The organism is Xanthobacter sp. 91, assembly GCF_000702385.1.
Classification (GTDB): Bacteria; Pseudomonadota; Alphaproteobacteria; order Rhizobiales; family Xanthobacteraceae; genus Xanthobacter; species Xanthobacter aminoxidans.
In genome coordinates, this window is the sequence record NZ_JNIB01000001.1 from 3,024,687 (window position 1) to 3,043,491 (window position 18,805).

Annotated in this window: 9 protein-coding genes; 2 read left to right on the forward strand and 7 right to left on the reverse strand. The window is 70.3% G+C overall.

What is annotated here, in order from left to right:
* Nucleotides 1-4 precede the first annotated feature (4 nt).
* The 6 genes from A37E_RS0114315 to A37E_RS0114340 form a co-directional block, all read right to left on the reverse strand.
* Nucleotides 5-3,184 carry a multidrug efflux RND transporter permease subunit gene (locus A37E_RS0114315; protein WP_029557224.1) on the reverse strand — a complete coding sequence of 1,060 codons (3,180 nt, stop codon included), beginning with the start codon at nt 3,182-3,184 and terminating at the stop codon, nt 5-7.
* A gap of 3 nt (nt 3,185-3,187) precedes the next feature.
* The gene (locus A37E_RS0114320) at nt 3,188-4,291 is read right to left on the reverse strand and encodes an efflux RND transporter periplasmic adaptor subunit (protein ID WP_029557225.1); all 1,104 of its coding nucleotides are present in this window, start codon (nt 4,289-4,291) and stop codon (nt 3,188-3,190) included.
* A gap of 280 nt (nt 4,292-4,571) precedes the next feature.
* The gene (locus A37E_RS0114325) at nt 4,572-6,875 is read right to left on the reverse strand and encodes a DUF3141 domain-containing protein (protein ID WP_051679035.1); all 2,304 of its coding nucleotides are present in this window, start codon (nt 6,873-6,875) and stop codon (nt 4,572-4,574) included.
* Between the two features lie 10 nt (nt 6,876-6,885).
* Nucleotides 6,886-8,091: an acetate/propionate family kinase gene (locus A37E_RS0114330; RefSeq protein ID WP_029557227.1), complete on the reverse strand. Its 1,206-nt coding sequence runs from the start codon at nt 8,089-8,091 to the stop codon at nt 6,886-6,888.
* 2 nt (nt 8,092-8,093) lie between these two features.
* Nucleotides 8,094-9,086, reverse strand: coding sequence for a phosphate acetyltransferase (locus A37E_RS0114335; RefSeq protein WP_197022978.1), 993 nt, complete (start codon nt 9,084-9,086; stop codon nt 8,094-8,096).
* 352 nt (nt 9,087-9,438) lie between these two features.
* Nucleotides 9,439-10,500, reverse strand: coding sequence for an HAD family hydrolase (locus tag A37E_RS0114340; RefSeq protein WP_029557229.1), 1,062 nt, complete (start codon nt 10,498-10,500; stop codon nt 9,439-9,441).
* Between the two features lie 563 nt (nt 10,501-11,063).
* On the opposite strand from A37E_RS0114340, the gene A37E_RS0114345 reads away from it, so the two are divergent.
* Nucleotides 11,064-16,382 (forward strand): alpha-2-macroglobulin, encoded by a 5,319-nt coding sequence (locus A37E_RS0114345; RefSeq protein WP_081837596.1) that lies wholly within the window; start codon nt 11,064-11,066, stop codon nt 16,380-16,382.
* A gap of 5 nt (nt 16,383-16,387) precedes the next feature.
* Complete coding sequence (pbpC, locus tag A37E_RS0114350) at nt 16,388-18,475, forward strand: penicillin-binding protein 1C (protein WP_029557231.1); 2,088 nt, start codon at nt 16,388-16,390, stop codon at nt 18,473-18,475.
* A 116-nt stretch (nt 18,476-18,591) separates the two neighbouring features.
* Here pbpC and A37E_RS0114355 read toward each other — a convergent pair whose 3' ends face one another.
* Nucleotides 18,592-18,798, reverse strand: a complete 207-nt coding sequence (locus tag A37E_RS0114355) for a hypothetical protein (RefSeq protein ID WP_029557232.1) — start codon at nt 18,796-18,798, stop codon at nt 18,592-18,594.
* Nucleotides 18,799-18,805 lie beyond the last annotated feature (7 nt).

Below are 18,805 nucleotides of genomic sequence, written 5' to 3' on the forward strand. Positions count from 1 at the left end.
TTTCTCAGTGTCCGCCGCCCGCCTCCGGCGCGGGTGGCGTCGTTACCTTGGGCGGCGCCGCCACCTTCGGCCGCGCGCCGGGGCGCAGCTTCTCGCGGATGCCCTGGAACAGCACGTAGAGCGGCGGGATGACGAAGATGCCGAGGAAGGAGGCGGCGATCATGCCGCCGAACACCGGCGTGCCCACATTCTGCCGCGCCATCTGCGCCGCGCCGGTGGCGACCACCAGCGGGTAGAGGCCGAGGATAAAGGCCAGCGACGTCATCATCACCGGACGGAACCGCAGCCGCGAGCCCTCGGTGGCGGCCTGGAGCAGGTCTTCCCCATGCTCGCGCCGCTCCTTGGCGAACTCGACGATGAGGATGCCGTTCTTCGCCGCAAGGCCGATGAGCACGATCATGCCGATCTGCCCGTAGAGATCCAGCGTGAGCTGGCCGATGACGATGGCCGCGAACGCTCCGAGCATGCCCACCGTGACGGAGAGCAGCACCGGCACCGGGATGGACCAGCTTTCATAGAGCGCCACCAGGAACAGGAAGGCGAACAGCACGGCGAAGGCGAGGATGATGCCCGTCTTGCCCTCCGCCCGCTTTTCCTGGAACGAGGTGTCGGTCCACGCGCCGGAGAAGCCCTGCGGCAGGGTCTTGGCGGCCACCGCGTCCATGGCGGCCAGCGCCTGACCGGAGGAGACGCCGGGAGCCGGCGAGCCCTGCACCGTCACCGCGCGCTTGTTGTTGTAGCGGATGAGCGCCGGCGGGCCGACCTCCACCCGCACCTCCACGATGGACCTGAGCGGGATCATCTCGCCTTTGTTGTTGCGGACATGGATGCGGTAGATGTCCTCCACATCCTTCCGGTCCTCGCCTTCCGCCTGGACCTGCACCTGCCAGGTGCGGCCGTAGAGGTTCATGTCGTTCACATAGAGCCCGCCCAGCGAGGTCTGGAGCGCGGTGAACACGCTGTCGAGCGGCACGCCCAGCACCTGCGCCTTGTCGCGGTCGATATCGAGCTGGAGCGAGGGGTTGGTGGCGGAATAGGTTGAGAACACGCGGGTGAGCTGCGGGTCCTGGTTGGCCGCGATGAGCAGCCCGCGCAGCACCTGCGCCAGCACCTTGGGATCGCCCGCGCGCAGGTCCTGCAGCACGAAGGAGAAGCCGCCGCCGGTGCCGAGGCCGACGATGGGCGGCGGGCCGAGCGGCACCACCGTTCCGCCGGGGATCATCCGCATCTTCGCCCCAAGGCGCGCGAGCACCGCGTTGGCGCTCTCGTCCTTGCCCTTGCGCTCCTCGAACGGCTTCATGGTGACGACGATGAAGGCGGCGTTGGGCTGGGAGTAATTGTCGATGAAGTTGAGGCCGATGACGGAGGTGTAGTCCTCCACCGTGTGCTCTTCCTTCAGGATCGCCTCGGCCTTGCGGATCACCTCCGTGGTGCGCCCCACCGAGGCGCCGCCGGGAAGCTGCACGACCACGAAGAAGGCGCCCTGGTCGTCCTCGGGCAGGAAGCCCGTGGGGGTGAGCTTCGACAAGGCGAAGATGCCGCCCGAGGCGACGAACACGCAGACGAGGCCGATGAGCGAGAAGCGCACGAGGCGCGCCACCACCGCTCCATAGGCGTCGCGCACCTTGTCGATGCCGCGCATGACGTAGCCGATGGGCCCCTTCTTCGGCCCATGGGAGGGCTTCAAGAGGATGCCGCACAAAGCGGGGGAGAGGGTGAGCGCGTTGATGGCCGAGAGGAACATGGCCACCGCCACCGTGATGGCGAACTGGCGGAACAGTTCGCCGGAGATGCCGGGGATGAAGGCCACCGGCACGAACACGGAGAGCAGCACGAGGGTGATGGCGATGATGGGGGCGGTGATTTCCGCCATGGCCCTCTTGGTGGCGTCGGCGGGGGAAAGCTCGGGATGCTCCTCCATCACCCGCTCGACATTCTCCACCACCACGATGGCGTCATCCACCACGATGCCGATGGCCAGCACGATGGCGAGCAGCGACACGGTGTTGGCGGAATAGCCGATGGCGTTCAGCACGATGAAGGTGCCGATGAGGCTCACCGGCACCGCGAGCGTCGGGATGAGGGTGGCGCGGAACGAGCCGAGGAAGAGGTAGACCACCAGCACCACGAGGATGAACGCCTCGATGAGCGTCTTCTGCACCTCGTGGATGGTGTCGGTGACGAAGACGGTGGGGTCGTATGTGACCTTCCAGGCGAGATCCTCGGGGAAGGCCTTCGCCAGCTCGTCCATGCGGGCGCGGATGGCGTTGATGGTGGTGATGGCGTTGGCGCCGGGCGACTGGTAGAGCGCCAGCACCGCCGAGGGGCCGCCGTTGAACAGGGTCTCGCGGTCGAGGTTGGAGGCCCCCATCTCGAGGCGCGCCACGTCGCCGAGGCGCAGCACCGAGCCGTCCGCATTGGTGCGCAGGACGATGTTCTCGAACTCCGCGACGCTGGAGAGGCGGCCCTTGGTGCGCAGGTTCAGCTGCAATTGCTGGTCGTCCGCCACCGGCCGGGCGCCGAGGCGACCCACCGCCGCCTGGATGTTCTGCGAGCGGATGGCGTTCACCACGTCCTCGGCGGTGAGGCCGAGGCCGGTGAGGCGGTCGGTCTTCACCCAGGCGCGCATGGCATAGTCCTGCGGCCCCCACAGGCCCGCGTCGCCGACGCCGGGGATGCTCTTCAATTCGTCGAGGATGTTGATGGTGACGTAGTTGGAGATGTAGAGCGGGTCCCAGGTCTTCTTGGGCGAATAGATCGCCAGCACGCCGAGCAGCGCGGACGACTTCTTCTTCACCGTCACGCCCTGGCGCTTCACGTCCTCCGGCAGCTTGGAGAGCGCGACCTGCACCCGGTTGTTCATGTTGACGGTGTTGATATCAGGGTCGGTGCCCAGCTCGAACGAGCCGGTGAGGGTGTAGGACCCGTCGTCGCCGGAGACGCTCTTCATGTAGATGAGCTTGTCCACGCCCACCACCTGCGCCTCGATGGGCTGGGCGACGGTGGAATCCACCACCTCGGCGGAAGCGCCGGGATAGAAGGTGGTCACCGACACCTGCGGCGGGATGATGTCGGGATATTGCGATACGGGGATCGCGAAGAGGGAGAGCAGGCCCGCGATCACCGTGACGATGGCGATGACGATGGCGAGCCGCGGGCGGTCGACGAAGACGGAGGAGAGCATGGCTCAGCCCTTCACGCCGACGACGGGGGTGGCGCGCACGGCGGCGCCGGGCCTGAGCGCCTCGAAGCCTTCGACCACCACAGGCTCGCCGGCCTTGATCCCCTCCACCACGATGCCGGCGCCCACGTTGCCGCCCGGCTTCACCCGCCGCACCACCGCCTTGCCGTCCTCCACCACGAAGACGTAGACGCCGGCCTGATCGGCGATGAGCGCCGCCTGCGGGATGACGATGCGTTCCTCCGGCTTGCCGGACTTCAGCTCCACCCGCACCAATTGGCCGTCCGTCAGCTGGCCCTTGGGGTTGGGCACGTCTGCGCGCATGACGATGGTGTCGGTGGTGCGGCTCACCGACACGTCGATGAAGTTGATGCGCCCCACCTCGCCATAGAAGCTGCCATCGGGAAACTTGATGCGGACTTCCACATTGGAGAGGTCGGCCTTGCCCTCTTCCTTCTGCGCTTCCTGATAGTCGCGCTGGCTGACGGGGAAGGTGACGTACATGGGGTTCTGGCTCACCACGGTGGCGAGCGGGCCGCTGTCCGGACCGATGATGTGGCCGCGGGTGAAGGCGGTGCGGCCGATGCGGCCGGTGATGGGGGAGACGATGTCGGTATAGCCGAGATTGATCTTGGCGGTATTCAGCGCCGCCTCGGCGGTGAGCAGCGCGCCCTTGGACGAATCCTCGTTGGCGATCGCCTGGTCGCGGGCCACCACCGTGCCGGCATTCTTGGCGAGCAGTTCCTCGGCGCGCTCGCGCTGGATCTTGGCGAGGGCGAGGGCGGCCTTCGCCCGTTCCACGTCACCCTGCGCCTGCTGCACGTCGGCCTCGAAGGGCGCCTTCTCGATGCGGTAGAGGGGCTGGCCCTCCTTCACGCTCTCGCCGTCCTTGAAGAGCACGGCCTCCAGCATGGCCTTGACGCGGGCGCGGATGTCCACCCGCTCGGGGGCCTCCACGCGGCCGACGAATTCCATGGCATCGGCGATGGGCTTCAGCTCGGCGGCCACCACACCCACGGGGATCGGGCCTTGCTGGGCGAGGGCGGGGCGCGCGCCGATCGGCAAGGCGCCGAGGAGCAGGGCGCCGAGCAGCGGGGCGGCAGCCCACACGGTCGGACGAACGGTTTCCCAACGCGCCGGCTTCCGACGAGCGACGATGCCCATGGCTCTTCCCCCTGATCGGCCGGGCAATGCCGCATGGCGGTGCCGCCCCGACCTCCGCAACTTGTTTCGCACCGCCGTTCCGCGACCCGGCAGCGCCACGCTTGCACGCACACTAGCACCGCGGTCGGGGCCGGCAACGTACCCGTCTCGCTCCAGCGCTTGGCACAGGCGGCGCGGCGGGCCAATTGCCTTTTGGCGCCAGCCGGCCGCCGGCTGTGCCGAAGCTTCAGGCCACGCTGAGCGGGAAGGGCACCACCTGTGCGCCCGCACCCTGCGGCAAGGCCGGGGCCACGCCCGGCGCGGCATCGGCCGCCGCCAGTACCCGGCGCACCTCTTCGACCACCGAGGCGGCTTCGGGGGCGATGTCCATGTTGGACAGAAGCCGGTCGAGCAGGGCCAGCAGGCGCGAGCGCTCCTGCGGCGTCTTCAGCAGCGCGGGCAGGGTGGCGATGGCCTCCGCCTCATTGCGGTCCACGATGATGGACTGGCGGCGGATGATGGCCTGGGCCACATCGGAGGGCATGGCCAGGAGCCCCAGCTCGTAGCCCACCAGTTCGCGGATCTGCTTCAGGGTGGACAGCCGGCGCTCGTTGCCGCCCCGCTTGAAGCCGATGAGCGCCACGCGCACGCCGGCATCGGTGAAGCCGCCCTCGCGGATGGCGGCGAGCGCGGCCGCCACTTCCGCCGGCGGCTGCTCCACCAGAGCGGCGGCGGTGGCCGGCGCGGTGAGGTCCGGGTCCAGCATGGCGAAGGTGCCGTAGAGGCGGAAGAATTCGGTCTCCACCGTCGCGTCGCGCAGGCGGCGGTAGAGGTCCAGACCGGCGGTGATGGCGGTGGCGGCGAAATGCTCGCCGGCCACATGCACGCCCTTTTCGTCGCGCGGCGTGCGCTGGCTGCGGGCGAAATCGGCCAGCGGCGCCATGGCCTTGAGCCACGGATTGAGATCGGACAGGCCCCAGCGCACCGCGCGCAGCGGATGCACCGCCCGCGTGACGCGCCCCATCTCCGGCGTCACCACGGCGGCGAGCGCGGGATGGACGAAGGTTTCGTACAGCCGCGAATTGGTCTGGGAGACGTTGGCCACCACCTCGAACGGGATCTCGTCGTTGCGGTCGTACTTCTGAAGAACCGCGAGATCCTCCACCCGGCGCTCGGTGAGGGTCACGTCATACTTCACCTCGGGACCGGAGCGGTCCTCCTCGATGGTCATGCCGTAGAGGCCGGGGGGCAGCGCCTCCACATAATCGAGCAGGTCCACGATCTGCGCATGCTCGCGCCGGGCGATGGCGCCGGAGACGAAGATGCCGAGATGGCCCACGCTCTCGTGCATGAGGCCGACGATGACCTGCCCGGCATCCTTCAGCGCCTGGGTGGTGGGGTAGAGGTCCGCCACCCAGTTGATGGCCTGCTGGGGCGGGGTGATGTTGTCGCCCAGCGAGGCGAAGACGATGATGGGCGAGCGCACGGCCTTGAGGTCGAAGGTCTTGCCCGGCGCCCATTCCGCCTTGCCGGCGGCCAGCCTGTTGCCGACGAACAGGTTTTCCACGATCCACTTGATCTCTTCCCGGTTCATCAGGAAGTAGCCGCCCCACCAGCGCTCGAATTCCAGGAAGCGCGCGGGCTCGGTGTCGATCTTGGAATAGAGCGAATAGTATTTGGTGAAATAGGTGTTGGCCGGGTTCAGATACTCGAAATTGTCCACGAGATAGGCGCCGTCGAAGACGCCGCCGCCGAGGTCCGAGGCGAGCGATGCGGTCCAGGCCCCGCCGAGCACGCCGCCGGCATAGCGCATGGGGTTCTCGGCATCGTTGCCGGCCCAGTAGGACATGGGCGCGCCGTTCACCACGATGGGGCCCACATTGTCCGGGTCCAGAGCCGCCACCAGCATGGCGGCCCAGCCGCCCTGGCAATTGCCCATCACCACCGGCCGCTCGCGGGTGGGGTGGCGATCGCGCACGATGCGCACGAATTCGGATTCCGCCAGCGACACGTCCGCCAGCGTCTGCCCCGGCACCGGCTCGGGGAAGAAGATGACCATGTAGACGGCGTGTCCCGCCTTCAGGGCGAAGCCGACCTCGGAATCCTTCTTGAAGCCGCCGATGCCCGGCCCGTGCCCGGCGCGCGGATCGATGATGAGGAAGGCGCGCTGCTCGGGATCGAGCGTCACGCCGTCCGGCGGCAGGATGCGCACGAGGGCGTAGTTGCAGGGCCGCGCGAAGGTGCGGGCGTCGGCTACCATCTCGTAATCGAAGGCGAGCAGCGGCGGCTTGCCGGCCTTCTCATGCGCGATCCAGTTGTTGCCGCGCTGGCGCATGGTGTCCCAGAAAATCAGCGAGCGCTGGGCGGCGTCGAAGGCGTAGGAGACGCTGTCGCGCCACGCCTGCGCCGGCGTCTGGGGGCGGCCCGCCCCGGCGAAGGCGGAGGCGGCTTCACGCATGGCCGCGCCATAGGCCGAGACCGCCTCGCCGATGCGCAGGCGGTAGATCTCCGCCACCCGGCCGTAGACGTTCATCATGTCGAGCGGATGCATGGAGGCCTCCTCAGGCCGAAGGAACCTGGGTGTGGGAGAGGACCTGCCGCATCTCGCGGACGATGGTCCATTCCTCGTCGGTGGGGATCACATAGGCCTGCGGGCCGGTGCCCTTGGTGATGCGGGTGGCGCCGGCGCGGTTGGCTTCCGGGTCCAGCTCGAAGCCGGCCCAGGCCACGGCGCGGAGCACCTCGGCGCGGGTCTCGGCATCGTTCTCGCCGATGCCGGCGGTGAAGACGAGGGCGTCGATGCCCCGCAGCGCCGCCACCAGCGAACCGAACTCGCGGTTGATGCGGTAGACAAACAGATCGATGGCCCGCCGCGCCCCCGCATCCGTCTCGCAGCGCTCGCGCAGCACGCGCATGTCGTTGGAGAGGCCGGAGACGCCGACGAGGCCGCACTTGGTGTAGAGGAAAAGCTCCGCCTCCTCCGCGCTCATGCCCATCTCGCGCTGGAGATAGAAGACCACGCCGGGATCGATGGTGCCGCTGCGCGTGCCCATCACCAGCCCGTCGAGGGCGGAGAAGCCCATGGTGGTGGCGATGGAGCGCGCGGCGTCATAGGCGCACAGGCTCGCCCCGTTGCCGAGATGCGCCGCCACCACCCGCCCCTTGGCGAGGCGCGGCTCCACCTTCGGGAACTGGGTGGCGAGATAGGCGTAGGAGAGGCCATGGAAGCCGTAGCGCTTCACCCCCGCGTCGGTCATGGACTGGGGAATGGCGAACATCTGCGCCAGTTCCGGCTGGGTGCGGTGGAAGGCGGTGTCGAACGCCGCCACCTGCGGCAGGCCCGGCACGCGGCGGGCGATGATGCGGATGGGCTCAAGGCTCTTCGGCTGGTGCAGAGGCGCGAGCGGGGAGAGGGTGTCCAGCTCGTTGATGATGGCGGGCGTCAGCTCCACCGCATGGGTGTAGTGCGGGCCGCCATGCACCACGCGGTGGCCCACGGCCGCCAGTTGGTGCCCGCCCCGGTGGGCGCCGAGCCAGTCGGAGAGATAGGCCAGCGCCTCCTCGAAACCGAAGGCCGCGTGGCCGTCCCAGCGCTGGTCGCCGACGGTGGCGCCGCCGTGGTCCTTCACCTTGAAGTGCGGATCGGTGCCCAGCCCCTCGAACAGGCCGCGATAGATGCGATTGGGCACGTCCGCCCCGTCGTCCAGGAACACCTGGAACTTGAGGCTGGAGGAGCCGGCATTGAGGACAAGATGCACGCGCGCCATGGTCAGACCTCCAGCGCCTTGGCCGCCGCGCGGGCCGTGGCCTGCTGGGCGGCGGCGAGCAGCGCCGCCACCGCGCAGGAGGCGAGGCGCGTCGGCGCGGAATCCGCCCGGCTGGTGAGGATGATGGGCACCCGGGCGCCCACCACGATGCCGGCCGCATCGGCCCCGGCGAGGAAGGAGAGGCTTTTGGCCAGCATGTTGCCGGCTTCAAGGTCCGGCACGACAAGCACGTTGGCCCGCCCCGCCACGGGCGAGGAGATGTGCTTGATGGCCGCCGAACCGAGGTCGATGGCATTGTCCAGCGCCAGCGGCCCGTCCACGATGGCGCCGGTGATCTGGCCGCGATCGGCCATCTTGCACAGGGCCGCCGCCTCGATGGTGGAGGGCACGGCGGGGTTCACCGTCTCCATGGCCGAGAGAATGGCCACCCGCACCTCGGGGAAGGAGAGCGCCTGCGCCAGCTCGATGGCGTTCTGGACGATGTGCGCCTTGTCCTCCAGCGAGGGGGCGATGTTGATGGCGGCATCCGTGATGATGAGCGCGTCCGGATGGCTCGGCACGTCCATGACGAAGCAATGGCTGATCCGCCGCGCGGTGCGCAGGCCGGTGTCGCGGGCGACCACCGCGCTCATCAGCTCGTCGGTGTGAAGGCTGCCCTTCATCAAGGCGTCGGCCTCGCCGCAGCGCACCAGCGCCACCGCCTTCTCCGCCGCCTCGTGGCTGTGCGCCGCGGCCACCTGCCGCACGCCGGAAATGTCGAGCTGGCCGGCGGCGGCCGCAGCCGCGATCTTGGCCGGGGGGCCGACGAGGATGGGCTCGATGAGCCCGAGGTCCGCCGCCTCCAGCGCGGCGCGGAGCGAAACGTCGTCGCAGGGGTGGGCCACCGCCACCTTGAGCTTCGGCAGCGCCTGGGCTGCCGAGATCAGGCGATCATACTTGGCATGTCGATTGTGCTGGGCGTCCTGGGCCGCCGCTGCGGCCAAATGAGCGGTCATGTGCGCTCTCCCTCGTGCCGCCGTCCGGGCCGGCCAGGGGGCAGGGCCTCCGGACGGATGCTCGCCCCAACCTGTCGGCCGGCAGCGTCCTGCCTTCCATGATGCAAATCAAGCGGACGGCGGTGACAGTCGCGTGTCTGTCCGGCGCAGCGGGAAAAGTCGCCACCAGGGAGGTGCCGAATGGGCGCTCGGCGGTATCCGGATAAAAATCCGGCCGGGCGCCTGCGGGGAAGCGGCGGCCCGGCCGGCGCTTTCCGGGAGGTCTCGGTTGAGCGCGTCGCCATCGTCCACGGAAGCTCCGGGCGCCGCATCCCCAAAATGGAGGAGGACGCAACGGGGCCGCGAAGGACCCTTACGGCTCGAAGGCGAACACCTTCTTCCAGTCGTCCTTCATGGAGATGACGTACCAGCCGCGCGCCTTCGCCTCGTCATAGAGCTTCTGCGTGAAGGTGCCGACCTCGGAGTATGGCAGGCCCTGCGCCGGGCCATAGGCGAATTCGCGCTTGCCGTCGTCGTGCAGCACCAGGGCCGCGAAGCGCAGGCCCTTGCCGGCCTTGGTATATTCCAGCATCTGCCGGTCGCCGGTGGAATTGCCGAAGGCGGCAATGGGGCGCTTGCCGATGACGAGGTGGATGCCCTCCGGCTTGCCGCCGTTCACGTCCTCGAACAGAACGGCAGGCTCCAGCCGCAGCACCGGGCGGCCCGCGGCGTCGTAGCCGAAGCGTACCGCGTCCGGCGTGCCCACCACCTGCTCGGGCGGGATGCCATAGAGCTTCTCGGAAAAGGCGCGCACGAAATCCTGCCCGCCGCCGGTGACGATATAGGTGCGGAAGCCGTTGGCCCGCAGCAGCTGCAGCACCTCCTGCATGGGCTGGTAGGTGAGCTCGGTGTGCGGGCGGTTGAGCACCGGATTGCGGGCGGTGGCCATCCAGTCCTGCGCCGCGGCGCGCAGCTCCTCCACCGTGAGGGATTCCAGCGTGAGCATGATGATTTTCATGAAATCGCCGGAGGAGAGCTTGCCCAGGGCCTCTTCGCTGGCCTTCTCGTCGCCGGAAATGGCCGTGCGAAACGGCTCCTCGGTCTTCAGCGCCGGATTGGCCTGCGCCATCGCGCGCACGCGGGCGGCGGCGAAGGCGACCTCGGTATAGACCGGCTGCTCCACCCAGAGCGTGCCGTCCTGGTCGAAGGTGGCGATGCGGTCGGCGGGGGGCACGAAATCCGGCCCGCCGGGGGTGGTGACGGCCTTCACGAAATCAAGAATGCCGGTCTTGGTCGCCCCCGCATTCCAGGAGGGGAGGGGATCGACCGCCTGCGCGAAGGCGGGGTGCGCGAGGCCGGCGCAGAGAAGACCCGCGGCGAGGACAGCGGCACGCGCGAACGGCCGCAGGCCGGCGGAAAATCTCAACGACACCATGGATCACGCCCCCTCGCGCACGGAACGCTGCGCCCCGCAGTTGCCCGATTCTGCGACGCCTGCGCGACGGCTTCAAGCGGTTGCCGCCGCATGGACCTCCTCTCCCGCCATGGCTCCCCCTTCACAGGCTGTCATGGCCGGGCTCGTCCCGGCCATCCACGTCGGGCCGATCGAGTCCCTGTCCAGAGATGTATTCCCGGCCACTCCACGTGGATACCCGGCACAAGGCCGGGCATGACGCTCGATAGGGATGTTCACACCGATCTGCGCTGGATCCCGGATCTGCGCTCCGGCGTTCGCCGTCGCTTGTCCGGGGAACATCCGCACAGCGAATAACTGACGTTCCGCAAACGTCCCTCTTGGCGAGCGGCCCTCCTTGCGCATAGATGGCGGTGCGGGGGCGGGCCACGTCGTTCCGGAATGGGGACGACGGGCACCGGTCGGTCATTTCTCGTGAGGGGGCCGGTCGAACGATCTGCGGGCAGGGGCCGCTCTGTGGAGCCATCCCGCCGCGTCGCACGCCTCGCCTCCCGCAACGGTGCTGCGCACCGAGGGAGCGGTCCATGGACCTTCGCCGTCGTCTCCTCAGCTTCCGTCCTATGGGCGCGCGCCTTGGTCTTGCCGTCGCCCTGACGGCCGGCGTGACCCTATCGCCCGTTTCGGCCCTCGCGCCCGCCTTCGCCCAGCAGGCCCGGCCCCAAACGCCCGCCGCCCAGCCCGCGCCGGCCCAGCCGGCGACCCCGCTGCCGCCCCGCGCGGCGAGCCAGAAGACGTTCCAGCGGCAGGATCTGATCGCCGGCGCCCGGCGCTATGAGCGGCTGCTGCGCCGCGAGGCCACCGCCCCGAGCGGTCCGCTGGACAAGGCCCGGCGCGACGCCGCCCAGGCCTTCCAGCGCAATGACGCCCGCGTCGCCGCCGAGCTTTACGCCGGCCTCGCGCTGGCGCAGGCGCAGGACCCGGGCATCTGGATGCGCCTCGCCCGCTCCCTCGCCGCCATCAAGCCCACCGACGACGAGGACGCCTCCACCTTCATCGACAATGCGCTGGCTGCCGCCTTCATCGCCTACCGCCGCGCCACGACGCGGGTGGAGGAGGGCGAGGCGCTCTCCTTCATCGGCCATGTCTATGCCGACCGGCGCCTGTGGCAGCCGGCCATCGACACCATGAAGCTGGCGCTCGACCTGCGCGACACCCCCGCCGACCGCGCCTTCTATGACAAGCTGAAGGACGAGCACGGCTTCCGGCTGGTGGACTATTCCGTCGAGTCCGACGTGGTGACGCCCCGCGCCTGCGTGCAATTCTCCGACGATATCGCGCCGGGCACCGACTTTTCCGCCTTCGTGCAGGTGGGCGGCATGGACAAGCCCGCCATCACCGGCGAGGCGCGGCAGATCTGCGTGGAGGGCCTCAAGCACGGCTCCCGCTACACCATCGCGGTGCGGCCCGGCGTGCCCTCGGCCAATGGCGAGAAGCTGAAGAAGGCCACCGAGCTTTCCATCTATGTGCGGGATCGCCAGCCCTCGGCTCATTTCTCCGGCCGCAACTATGTGCTGCCGCGCACCGGGCAGAAGGGCATCCCCGTCACCTCGGTCAATTCGCGCGAGCTGAAGATCAAGGTGCTGCGCATCGGCGACCGGGGCCTCGTGCCCACCGCCATCCAGGGCGAGTTCCGCCAGGGCCTCGACGGCTATGTGCGCGAGCGTCTCGCCGAGGGCGCCGGCATCGAGGTGTTCTCCGGCACGCTGGAGGTGGACGGCGCGCTGAATGCCGATGTGGTCACGGCCATCCCCGTCAACGAGGCGGTGGGCAAGCTGGAGGCCGGCGTCTACGCCATGACCGCCGAGCCGCGCGAGACCTCCGGCGACGACGATTACGGCAGCCTCGCCACCCAGTGGTTCATCGTCTCCGACCTCGGCATGACCGCCTTGGCCGGCCCGGACGGCGTGCATGTGCTGGTGCGCGCGCTGGGCAGCGCCGAGCCGGTGGCCGGGGCGGACGTTACCCTTGTTGCGCGTTCGAATGAGGTGCTGGGCACGGCGAAGACCGACGCCAACGGCTATGCCCGCTTCGATGCCGGCCTCTCGCGCGGCCCCGCCGGCATGGGGCCGGAGGTGGTGACGGCGCGCGCCGCCAATGGCGACTACGCCTTCCTCTCCATGAAGGAGAATGCCTTCGACCTCACCGACCGGGGCGTCTCTGGCCGCGAGGCGCCGGGCGCGCTGGATGCCTTCCTCGCCACCGAGCGCGGCGTCTACCGCTCCGGCGAGACGGTGCATGTCACCGTCCTGCTGCGCGACGCGGCGGGCAATGCGGCGCCCAACGTGCCCCTCACCGTGCAACTGGTGCGCCCGGACGGCGTCGCCGACCGCCGCGTGGTGGTGCAGGACCAGGGCGCGGGCGGGCGCACGCTCGATCTGCCCATCCTCAAGGGCGCCATGACCGGCACCTGGCGGGCCAAGGCGTTCACCGACCTGAAGGCCCCCCCCATCGGCGAGGTGACGTTCCTGGTCGAGGATTACGTCCCTGATCGGGTGGAGTTCGACCTCACGGCCCGCACGCCGCGCCTGCCGCGTGACAAGGCGGTGGAGGTGCTGGTGGACGGCCGCTTCCTGTTCGGCGCCCCCGCCTCCGGCCTCGACGTGGAGGCGGAGACCGAGCTGCGCGCCGCCGCCAACCGGCCCGGCTTCGCCGGCTATGCCTTCGGCAATGCGCAGGACGAGGTGCTGGCCGAGCGCCAGCCCACGGCCGACGCCCCCGTCACCGACGCCCGTGGCCGCGCCACGATCCGCCTGCTGGCGGGCCAGCTGCCCAAGACCGCCCGGCCGCTGGAGATGGAAGCCTTCGTGCGGCTCGTGGAGGCCGGCGGCCGCGCCGTCCAGCGCACCATCGTGCTCCCGCTCGCGCCGGCCGGCAGCCAGATCGGCGTGAAGCCGCTGTTCGCCGATCGCGTCCGCGAGGGCGAGACGGCGAATTTCGACGTGGTGGTGGCGGGCGTGGACGACAAGCTGCTCGCCTCGCCCGGCCTCACCTGGAAGCTCTCGCGCATCGAGACGCGCTACCAGTGGTACCGCGTGAGCGGCTCGTGGGACTACGAGCCGGTGAAGACCGTGACCCGCGTCGGCGAAGGCGTGATCGCCACCACCGCCGATGGCCCGGCCCGCCTCTCCGTGCCCACCCAATACGGCCGCTACCGCCTCGACCTCACCGGCGACGGCCTGCCGCTCACCTCCCTCACCTTCGAGGCCGGTTTCGGCGGCGACGGCAATGCCGACACGCCGGACCGTCTGGAACTGACCCTCGACAAGCCCGCCTACGCCGCCGGCGACACGCTGGAAGCCACCCTCACCGCGCGCACCGCCGGCACCGCCACGGTGATGGTGGTGAATGACGGCGTGCGCGCCTCAAAGGTGCTGCAGGTGCAGCCGGGCGCCGCCAAGGTCAGCTTCAAGGTGGAGGGCGGCTGGGGGCCGGGGGCCTATGTGGTGGCCTTCCTCCACCGCCCGCTGGATGTTCAGGCGAGCCGCATGCCTGGCCGCGCCATGGGGCTCTCGTGGTTCTCGGTGGACAAGGAGGCGCGCACCCTGAAGGTGGAGCTCTCCCCGCCTTCCGACATGCGCCCCAACACCACGCTCGCCATCCCGGTGAAGGTGTCGAATCTCCCGCCCGGTGAGAAAGCCTATGTGACGGTGGCGGCGGTGGATGTGGGCATCCTCAACCTCACCGGCTACAAGCCGCCCGCGCCGGACAATGTGGTGTTCGGCCAGCGCCGGCTCGCCGCCGAGATCCGCGACTTCTACGGCGCGCTCATCGACGGCATGCAGGGCGCTGCCGGCCGGCTGCGCTCCGGCGGCGACGGCAGCGAGACGGCGATGATGGCGAGCCCGCCGCAGGGCCCGCCCGTGGCGCTGTTCTCAGGCCTCGTGGACGTCGGGGCGGACGGCACCGCCACCGTCTCCTTCCCCGTGCCCGCCTTCGACGGCACGCTCCGCGTGATGGCCATCGCCTGGAGCCAGAACCGGCTCGGCCACGCTTCGGCCGATGTGGTGGTGCGCGACAAGGTGGTGATGCTCGCCACCTTGCCGCGCTTTCTCGCCTCCGGCGACCGTTCCAGCGTCAATCTGGACCTGACCAATGTGGAAGGCCCGGCGGGCGAGTATCGGCTGGATGTGACGGCCACCGGCGCCGCTGCCGTCACCGGCGCGGTGCCGCCCATCACGCTGGCCCAGAAGCAGCGCCAGTCCGTGCGCCTCGCGCTGGAGGGCCGGGGCGTCGGCCCCGCCACCCTCACCGCGCGGCTGACGGGGCAGGGCATCGACATCACCCGCTCGTTCCAGATGCAGGTGCGCCCGGCCTATCCGGACATCGAGCGGCGCACCGTGCGCAACCTCGCCCCCGGCGAGAGCATCAGCGTGTCGCGCGATCTCCTCGCCGATCTGCTGCCGGGCACCGGCAGCGTGGCGGTGAGCGTGTCGCCCTCCAGCGCCATCGACGTACCGGCGCTGCTGGCGGCGCTGGACCGCTACCCCTATGGCTGCACCGAGCAGGTGACGAGCCGCGCCCTGCCGCTGCTCTCCTACAACGACCTCTCGGTGCTCGTGGGCCGGGCGAAAGACCCGGAGGCCGACCAGCGCATCCGCGACGCCATCGTCCGCGTGTTCTCGCGGCAGGGGTCGGACGGCTCGTTCGGCCTGTGGTCGGCGGGTGGCAGCGACACCTGGCTCGACGCCTATGTGGTGGATTTCCTCACCCGCGCGAAGGAGAAGGGCTTCACCGTTCCCGATCAGGCCTTTTCGCTGGCCCTCGACCGGCTGCGCAACACGGTGAACCTCGCGGGGGCCGACATGCGATCCGCCAGCGAGGGCCTCGCCTATGCCCTCTACGTGCTGGCCCGCAACGGCCGCGCGCCTTTGGGCGACCTGCGCTACATCGCCGACACGCGGCTGAAGGATCTCTCTTCGCCGCTGGCCCGCGGGCAGGTGGGCGCGGCCCTCGCGCTGCTCGGCGATCGCACCCGTGCGGAACGGGCGTTCAACGTGGCGCTGGAGGGTATCCCCGCCAGCGCCACCGCGCCGGAGATCGGCCGTTCCGATTTCGGCTCGGTGCTGCGCGACGCCGCCGCTTTGACCGTGCTCGCCCGCGAGGCGGGGCTGGACAAGGTGGCCGCCGTGGCGCTCGCCCGCGTGGATGCGGCGCGGGTGCGCACGGAGCGCACCTCCACGCAGGAAAATGCGTGGATGCTGCTGGCCGCCCGAACGCTCGCCGCCAGCGCCGCCAACATGACGCTGGAGGTGGATGGCGGGCTCGTGCGCGGCCCGTTCGGCAGCAAGCTCTCGCGCGCCGATCTGGAGCGCGGGCCGCTCACGCTGCGCAATGCCGGCACCGAGGCGGTGAAGGTGGTGATCGGCGTCAACGGCGCGCCGGTCGCTCCCGAGCCGGCCATTGCCAAGGGCTTCTCGCTGGACCGCAAGTATTTCACCCTCGATGGCAAGCCGGCGGACCCCACCAAGGCGGTGCAGAACCAGCGCTTCGCGGTGGTGCTCACCTTCTCCGAGGAGAAGAGCGCGCTCGCCGACGTACTGCTGGTGGACTTCCTGCCGGCGGGCTTCGAAATCGAGAACCCCAACCTCATCAAGGGCGGCGACGGCGGCTTCACCTGGCTCGACGAGACCAGCGAGGCCGGCCATGTGGAGTTCCGCGACGACCGCTTCGTCGCCTCGGTGACGCGACAGGAGGGCGACGAGCCCTTCGTGGTCGCCTACACGGTGCGGGCGGTGTCGCCCGGCCGCTATGCCCATCCGCCGGCCATGGTGGAAGACATGTATCGCCCCGACCGCTTCGCCCGCACGGCGGCCGGCAGCATGGAGGTCGCGCCCGCCCGATGAGCGAGATGCCCGCGCCCCTCCCGCCTCCTGTCCCGCCTTCCGCTTTCTCGCGCCGCTGGCGCTGGATGGCGGGCGCGGCGGGGCTCGGCCTCGTGCTGGCGCTCGGGGCCGGCGTGGCGGGGCTTGCGGTGATCCGCGCCGATGCGCCGCCGCCGCCCGAGCCCAAGGTCTCGGCCGAGGTGGTGGACAAGGAGGGCCGCCTGCTGCGCCCCTTCGCCTTGCCGGACGGGCGGTGGCGGCTGGCGGCGTCGGCAACGGACGTGGACCCGCGCCTCGTCGCCATGATCCTCGCCTATGAGGACCGGCGCTTCCGCGACCACATGGGCATCGATTCCCTCGCCTTGCTGCGCGCGGCCGGGCAGGCGGCCGGGTCCCTACGGGTCGTCTCCGGCGGCTCGACGCTGACCATGCAGGTGGCGCGGCTCACCTTGCCGCCGCGCGCCCGCACGATGGGCGCCAAGCTCGCCCAGATGCGCCGCGCGCTGGAGCTGGAGGCGCGGCTCTCCAAGGACGAGATCCTCTCGCTCTATCTCACCCTCGCGCCCTATGGCGGCAACATCGAGGGGGTGCGCGCGGCCTCCCTCACCTATCTCGGCAAGGAGCCCCGCCGGCTCACTTTGGGCGAGGCGGCGCTGCTGGTGGCGCTGCCGCAATCGCCCGAGACGCGCCGGCCGGACCGCTATCCCGCTCGCGCCAAGGCGGCCCGCGACCGCGTGCTGGACCGCCTCGCCGCGCAGGGGATCATCGCGCCGGACGAGGTGCGCGTCGCCAAGGCGGAGGCCGTGCCCACGGCCCGCCGGCCGTTGCCGCAGATCGCGCCGCACCTCTCCGAGGAGATGGCGGCCGAGCGGCCGGACCTTCCCCGCCACCTCACCACCCTCGATGCCCCCCTGCAGGAGCGGCTGCAGGAACTGGTGCGCGAGCGCACCCGCACGCTGGGGCGCGGGCTCTCCGCCGCCATCGTGGTGATGGACAATGACAGTGCCGAGGTGCGCGCCTATGTGGCGGCCGCCGACTATTTCGACAAGGACCGCGCCGGCGCCGTGGACCTCGCCCGCGCCGTGCGCTCGCCGGGCTCCACGCTGAAGCCCTTCATCTATGCCCTCGCCTTCGAGGACGGCATCGCCCACCCCGAGACATTGATCGAGGATCGGCCCGCCCGTTTCGGCGCGTGGCGGCCGGAGAATTTCGACCGCACCTTTCAGGGCACCCTCTCCGTGCGCAAGGCGCTCCAGATGTCGCTGAACGTGCCGGCGGTACGGCTCTTGGAGGCGGTGGGGCCACAGCGCCTCGCCAGCCGTATGCAGCAGGCGGGCGGGCGGCTGGAGCTACCTCCCGGCGCCGCGCCTGCCCTGCCCATGGGGCTCGGCGGCGTGGGCATCCGCCTCATCGACCTTACCACCCTCTATGCCGCGCTGGCGCGGGGCGGGGAGGCCCATGCCCCGGTCTTCCGTCGCGGCGACGGGGCGGTGGCGGCGCCGCGCAAGGCCCGGCTCGTGGACGAGGTGGCCGCCTGGTATGTGGGCCAGTGCCTGCTCGGCACACCGGCGCCGGAGAATGCGTTGGGCGGGCGCATCGCCTTCAAGACCGGCACATCCTACGGCTATCGCGACAGCTGGGCGGTGGGCTTCGACGGGCGGCGCACGGTGGGCGTCTGGGTCGGCCGGCCGGACGGGCAGGCGGTGCCGGACCTCACCGGCCGCGCGGCGGCGGCGCCTTTGCTGTTCGACGCCTTCGCCCGCATCGTCCGCACCCCCGCGAGCCTCGCGGCCGCCCCGCGGGGGGCGGTGATGGCCGGCAACGCAAGGCTGCCCCCGCCCCAGCGGCATTTCGGCCGGGCGCGTCAGGAGCAGGCGCTGGAGGTGGTCTATCCCCCCGACGGCGCGCGCGTCGCGGCCGAGGGGGCGGAGACGCTGGCCCTCAAGGTGGACGGCGGCACCTTCCCCCTGACCCTGCTCATGGACGGCCGCCCGGTGGCGCGGGTGGAGGATCGCCGCACTTTGTTCTGGACCCCGCCCGGCCGCGGCTTCGCCCGCCTCACGGTCATCGATGCGGATGGCCGCAGCGACAGCGTGACGGTGAAGGTGGAGTGAGCAAAAGAAAACCCGCTGCCTTGCGGCAGCGGGTGGAGGGCACTGGGAGGAAACGCGGAAGACAGGAACTTGAGACCGGCCGCCGCGAAACCGCGCGGTCGGGCCTTCAGGAATTCTCAGAAGCCGCGGGCAACGGCCTGGGTGATGCGCTGACGGTCGAGGCCCATCTCGGCGAGCTCGCTGTTGGAGCGGCGCGAGAGGTACTCATAGCGCTCCGACATGGCGCGGGCTTCGGCGACGGCGTCGAGGAAGTCGCACACCGCATTGCCGATGCGACCGAAGAAGCCGGTTCCGCGGGGAGCATGTGCAGTGATCGTGACCATTTTCGCC

Coding starts and splice junctions, on each gene's coding strand:
- A37E_RS0114325 (WP_051679035.1), bottom strand. CDS start 6,875: ATGCATCCGCTCGACATGATGAACGTCTACGGCCGGGTGGCGGAGATC.
- pbpC (WP_029557231.1), top strand. CDS start 16,388: ATGCCCGCGCCCCTCCCGCCTCCTGTCCCGCCTTCCGCTTTCTCGCGC.
- A37E_RS0114335 (WP_197022978.1), bottom strand. CDS start 9,086: ATGACCGCTCATTTGGCCGCAGCGGCGGCCCAGGACGCCCAGCACAAT.
- A37E_RS0114315 (WP_029557224.1), bottom strand. CDS start 3,184: ATGCTCTCCTCCGTCTTCGTCGACCGCCCGCGGCTCGCCATCGTCATC.
- A37E_RS0114355 (WP_029557232.1), bottom strand. CDS start 18,798: ATGGTCACGATCACTGCACATGCTCCCCGCGGAACCGGCTTCTTCGGT.
- A37E_RS0114340 (WP_029557229.1), bottom strand. CDS start 10,500: ATGGTGTCGTTGAGATTTTCCGCCGGCCTGCGGCCGTTCGCGCGTGCC.
- A37E_RS0114345 (WP_081837596.1), top strand. CDS start 11,064: ATGGACCTTCGCCGTCGTCTCCTCAGCTTCCGTCCTATGGGCGCGCGC.
- A37E_RS0114330 (WP_029557227.1), bottom strand. CDS start 8,091: ATGGCGCGCGTGCATCTTGTCCTCAATGCCGGCTCCTCCAGCCTCAAG.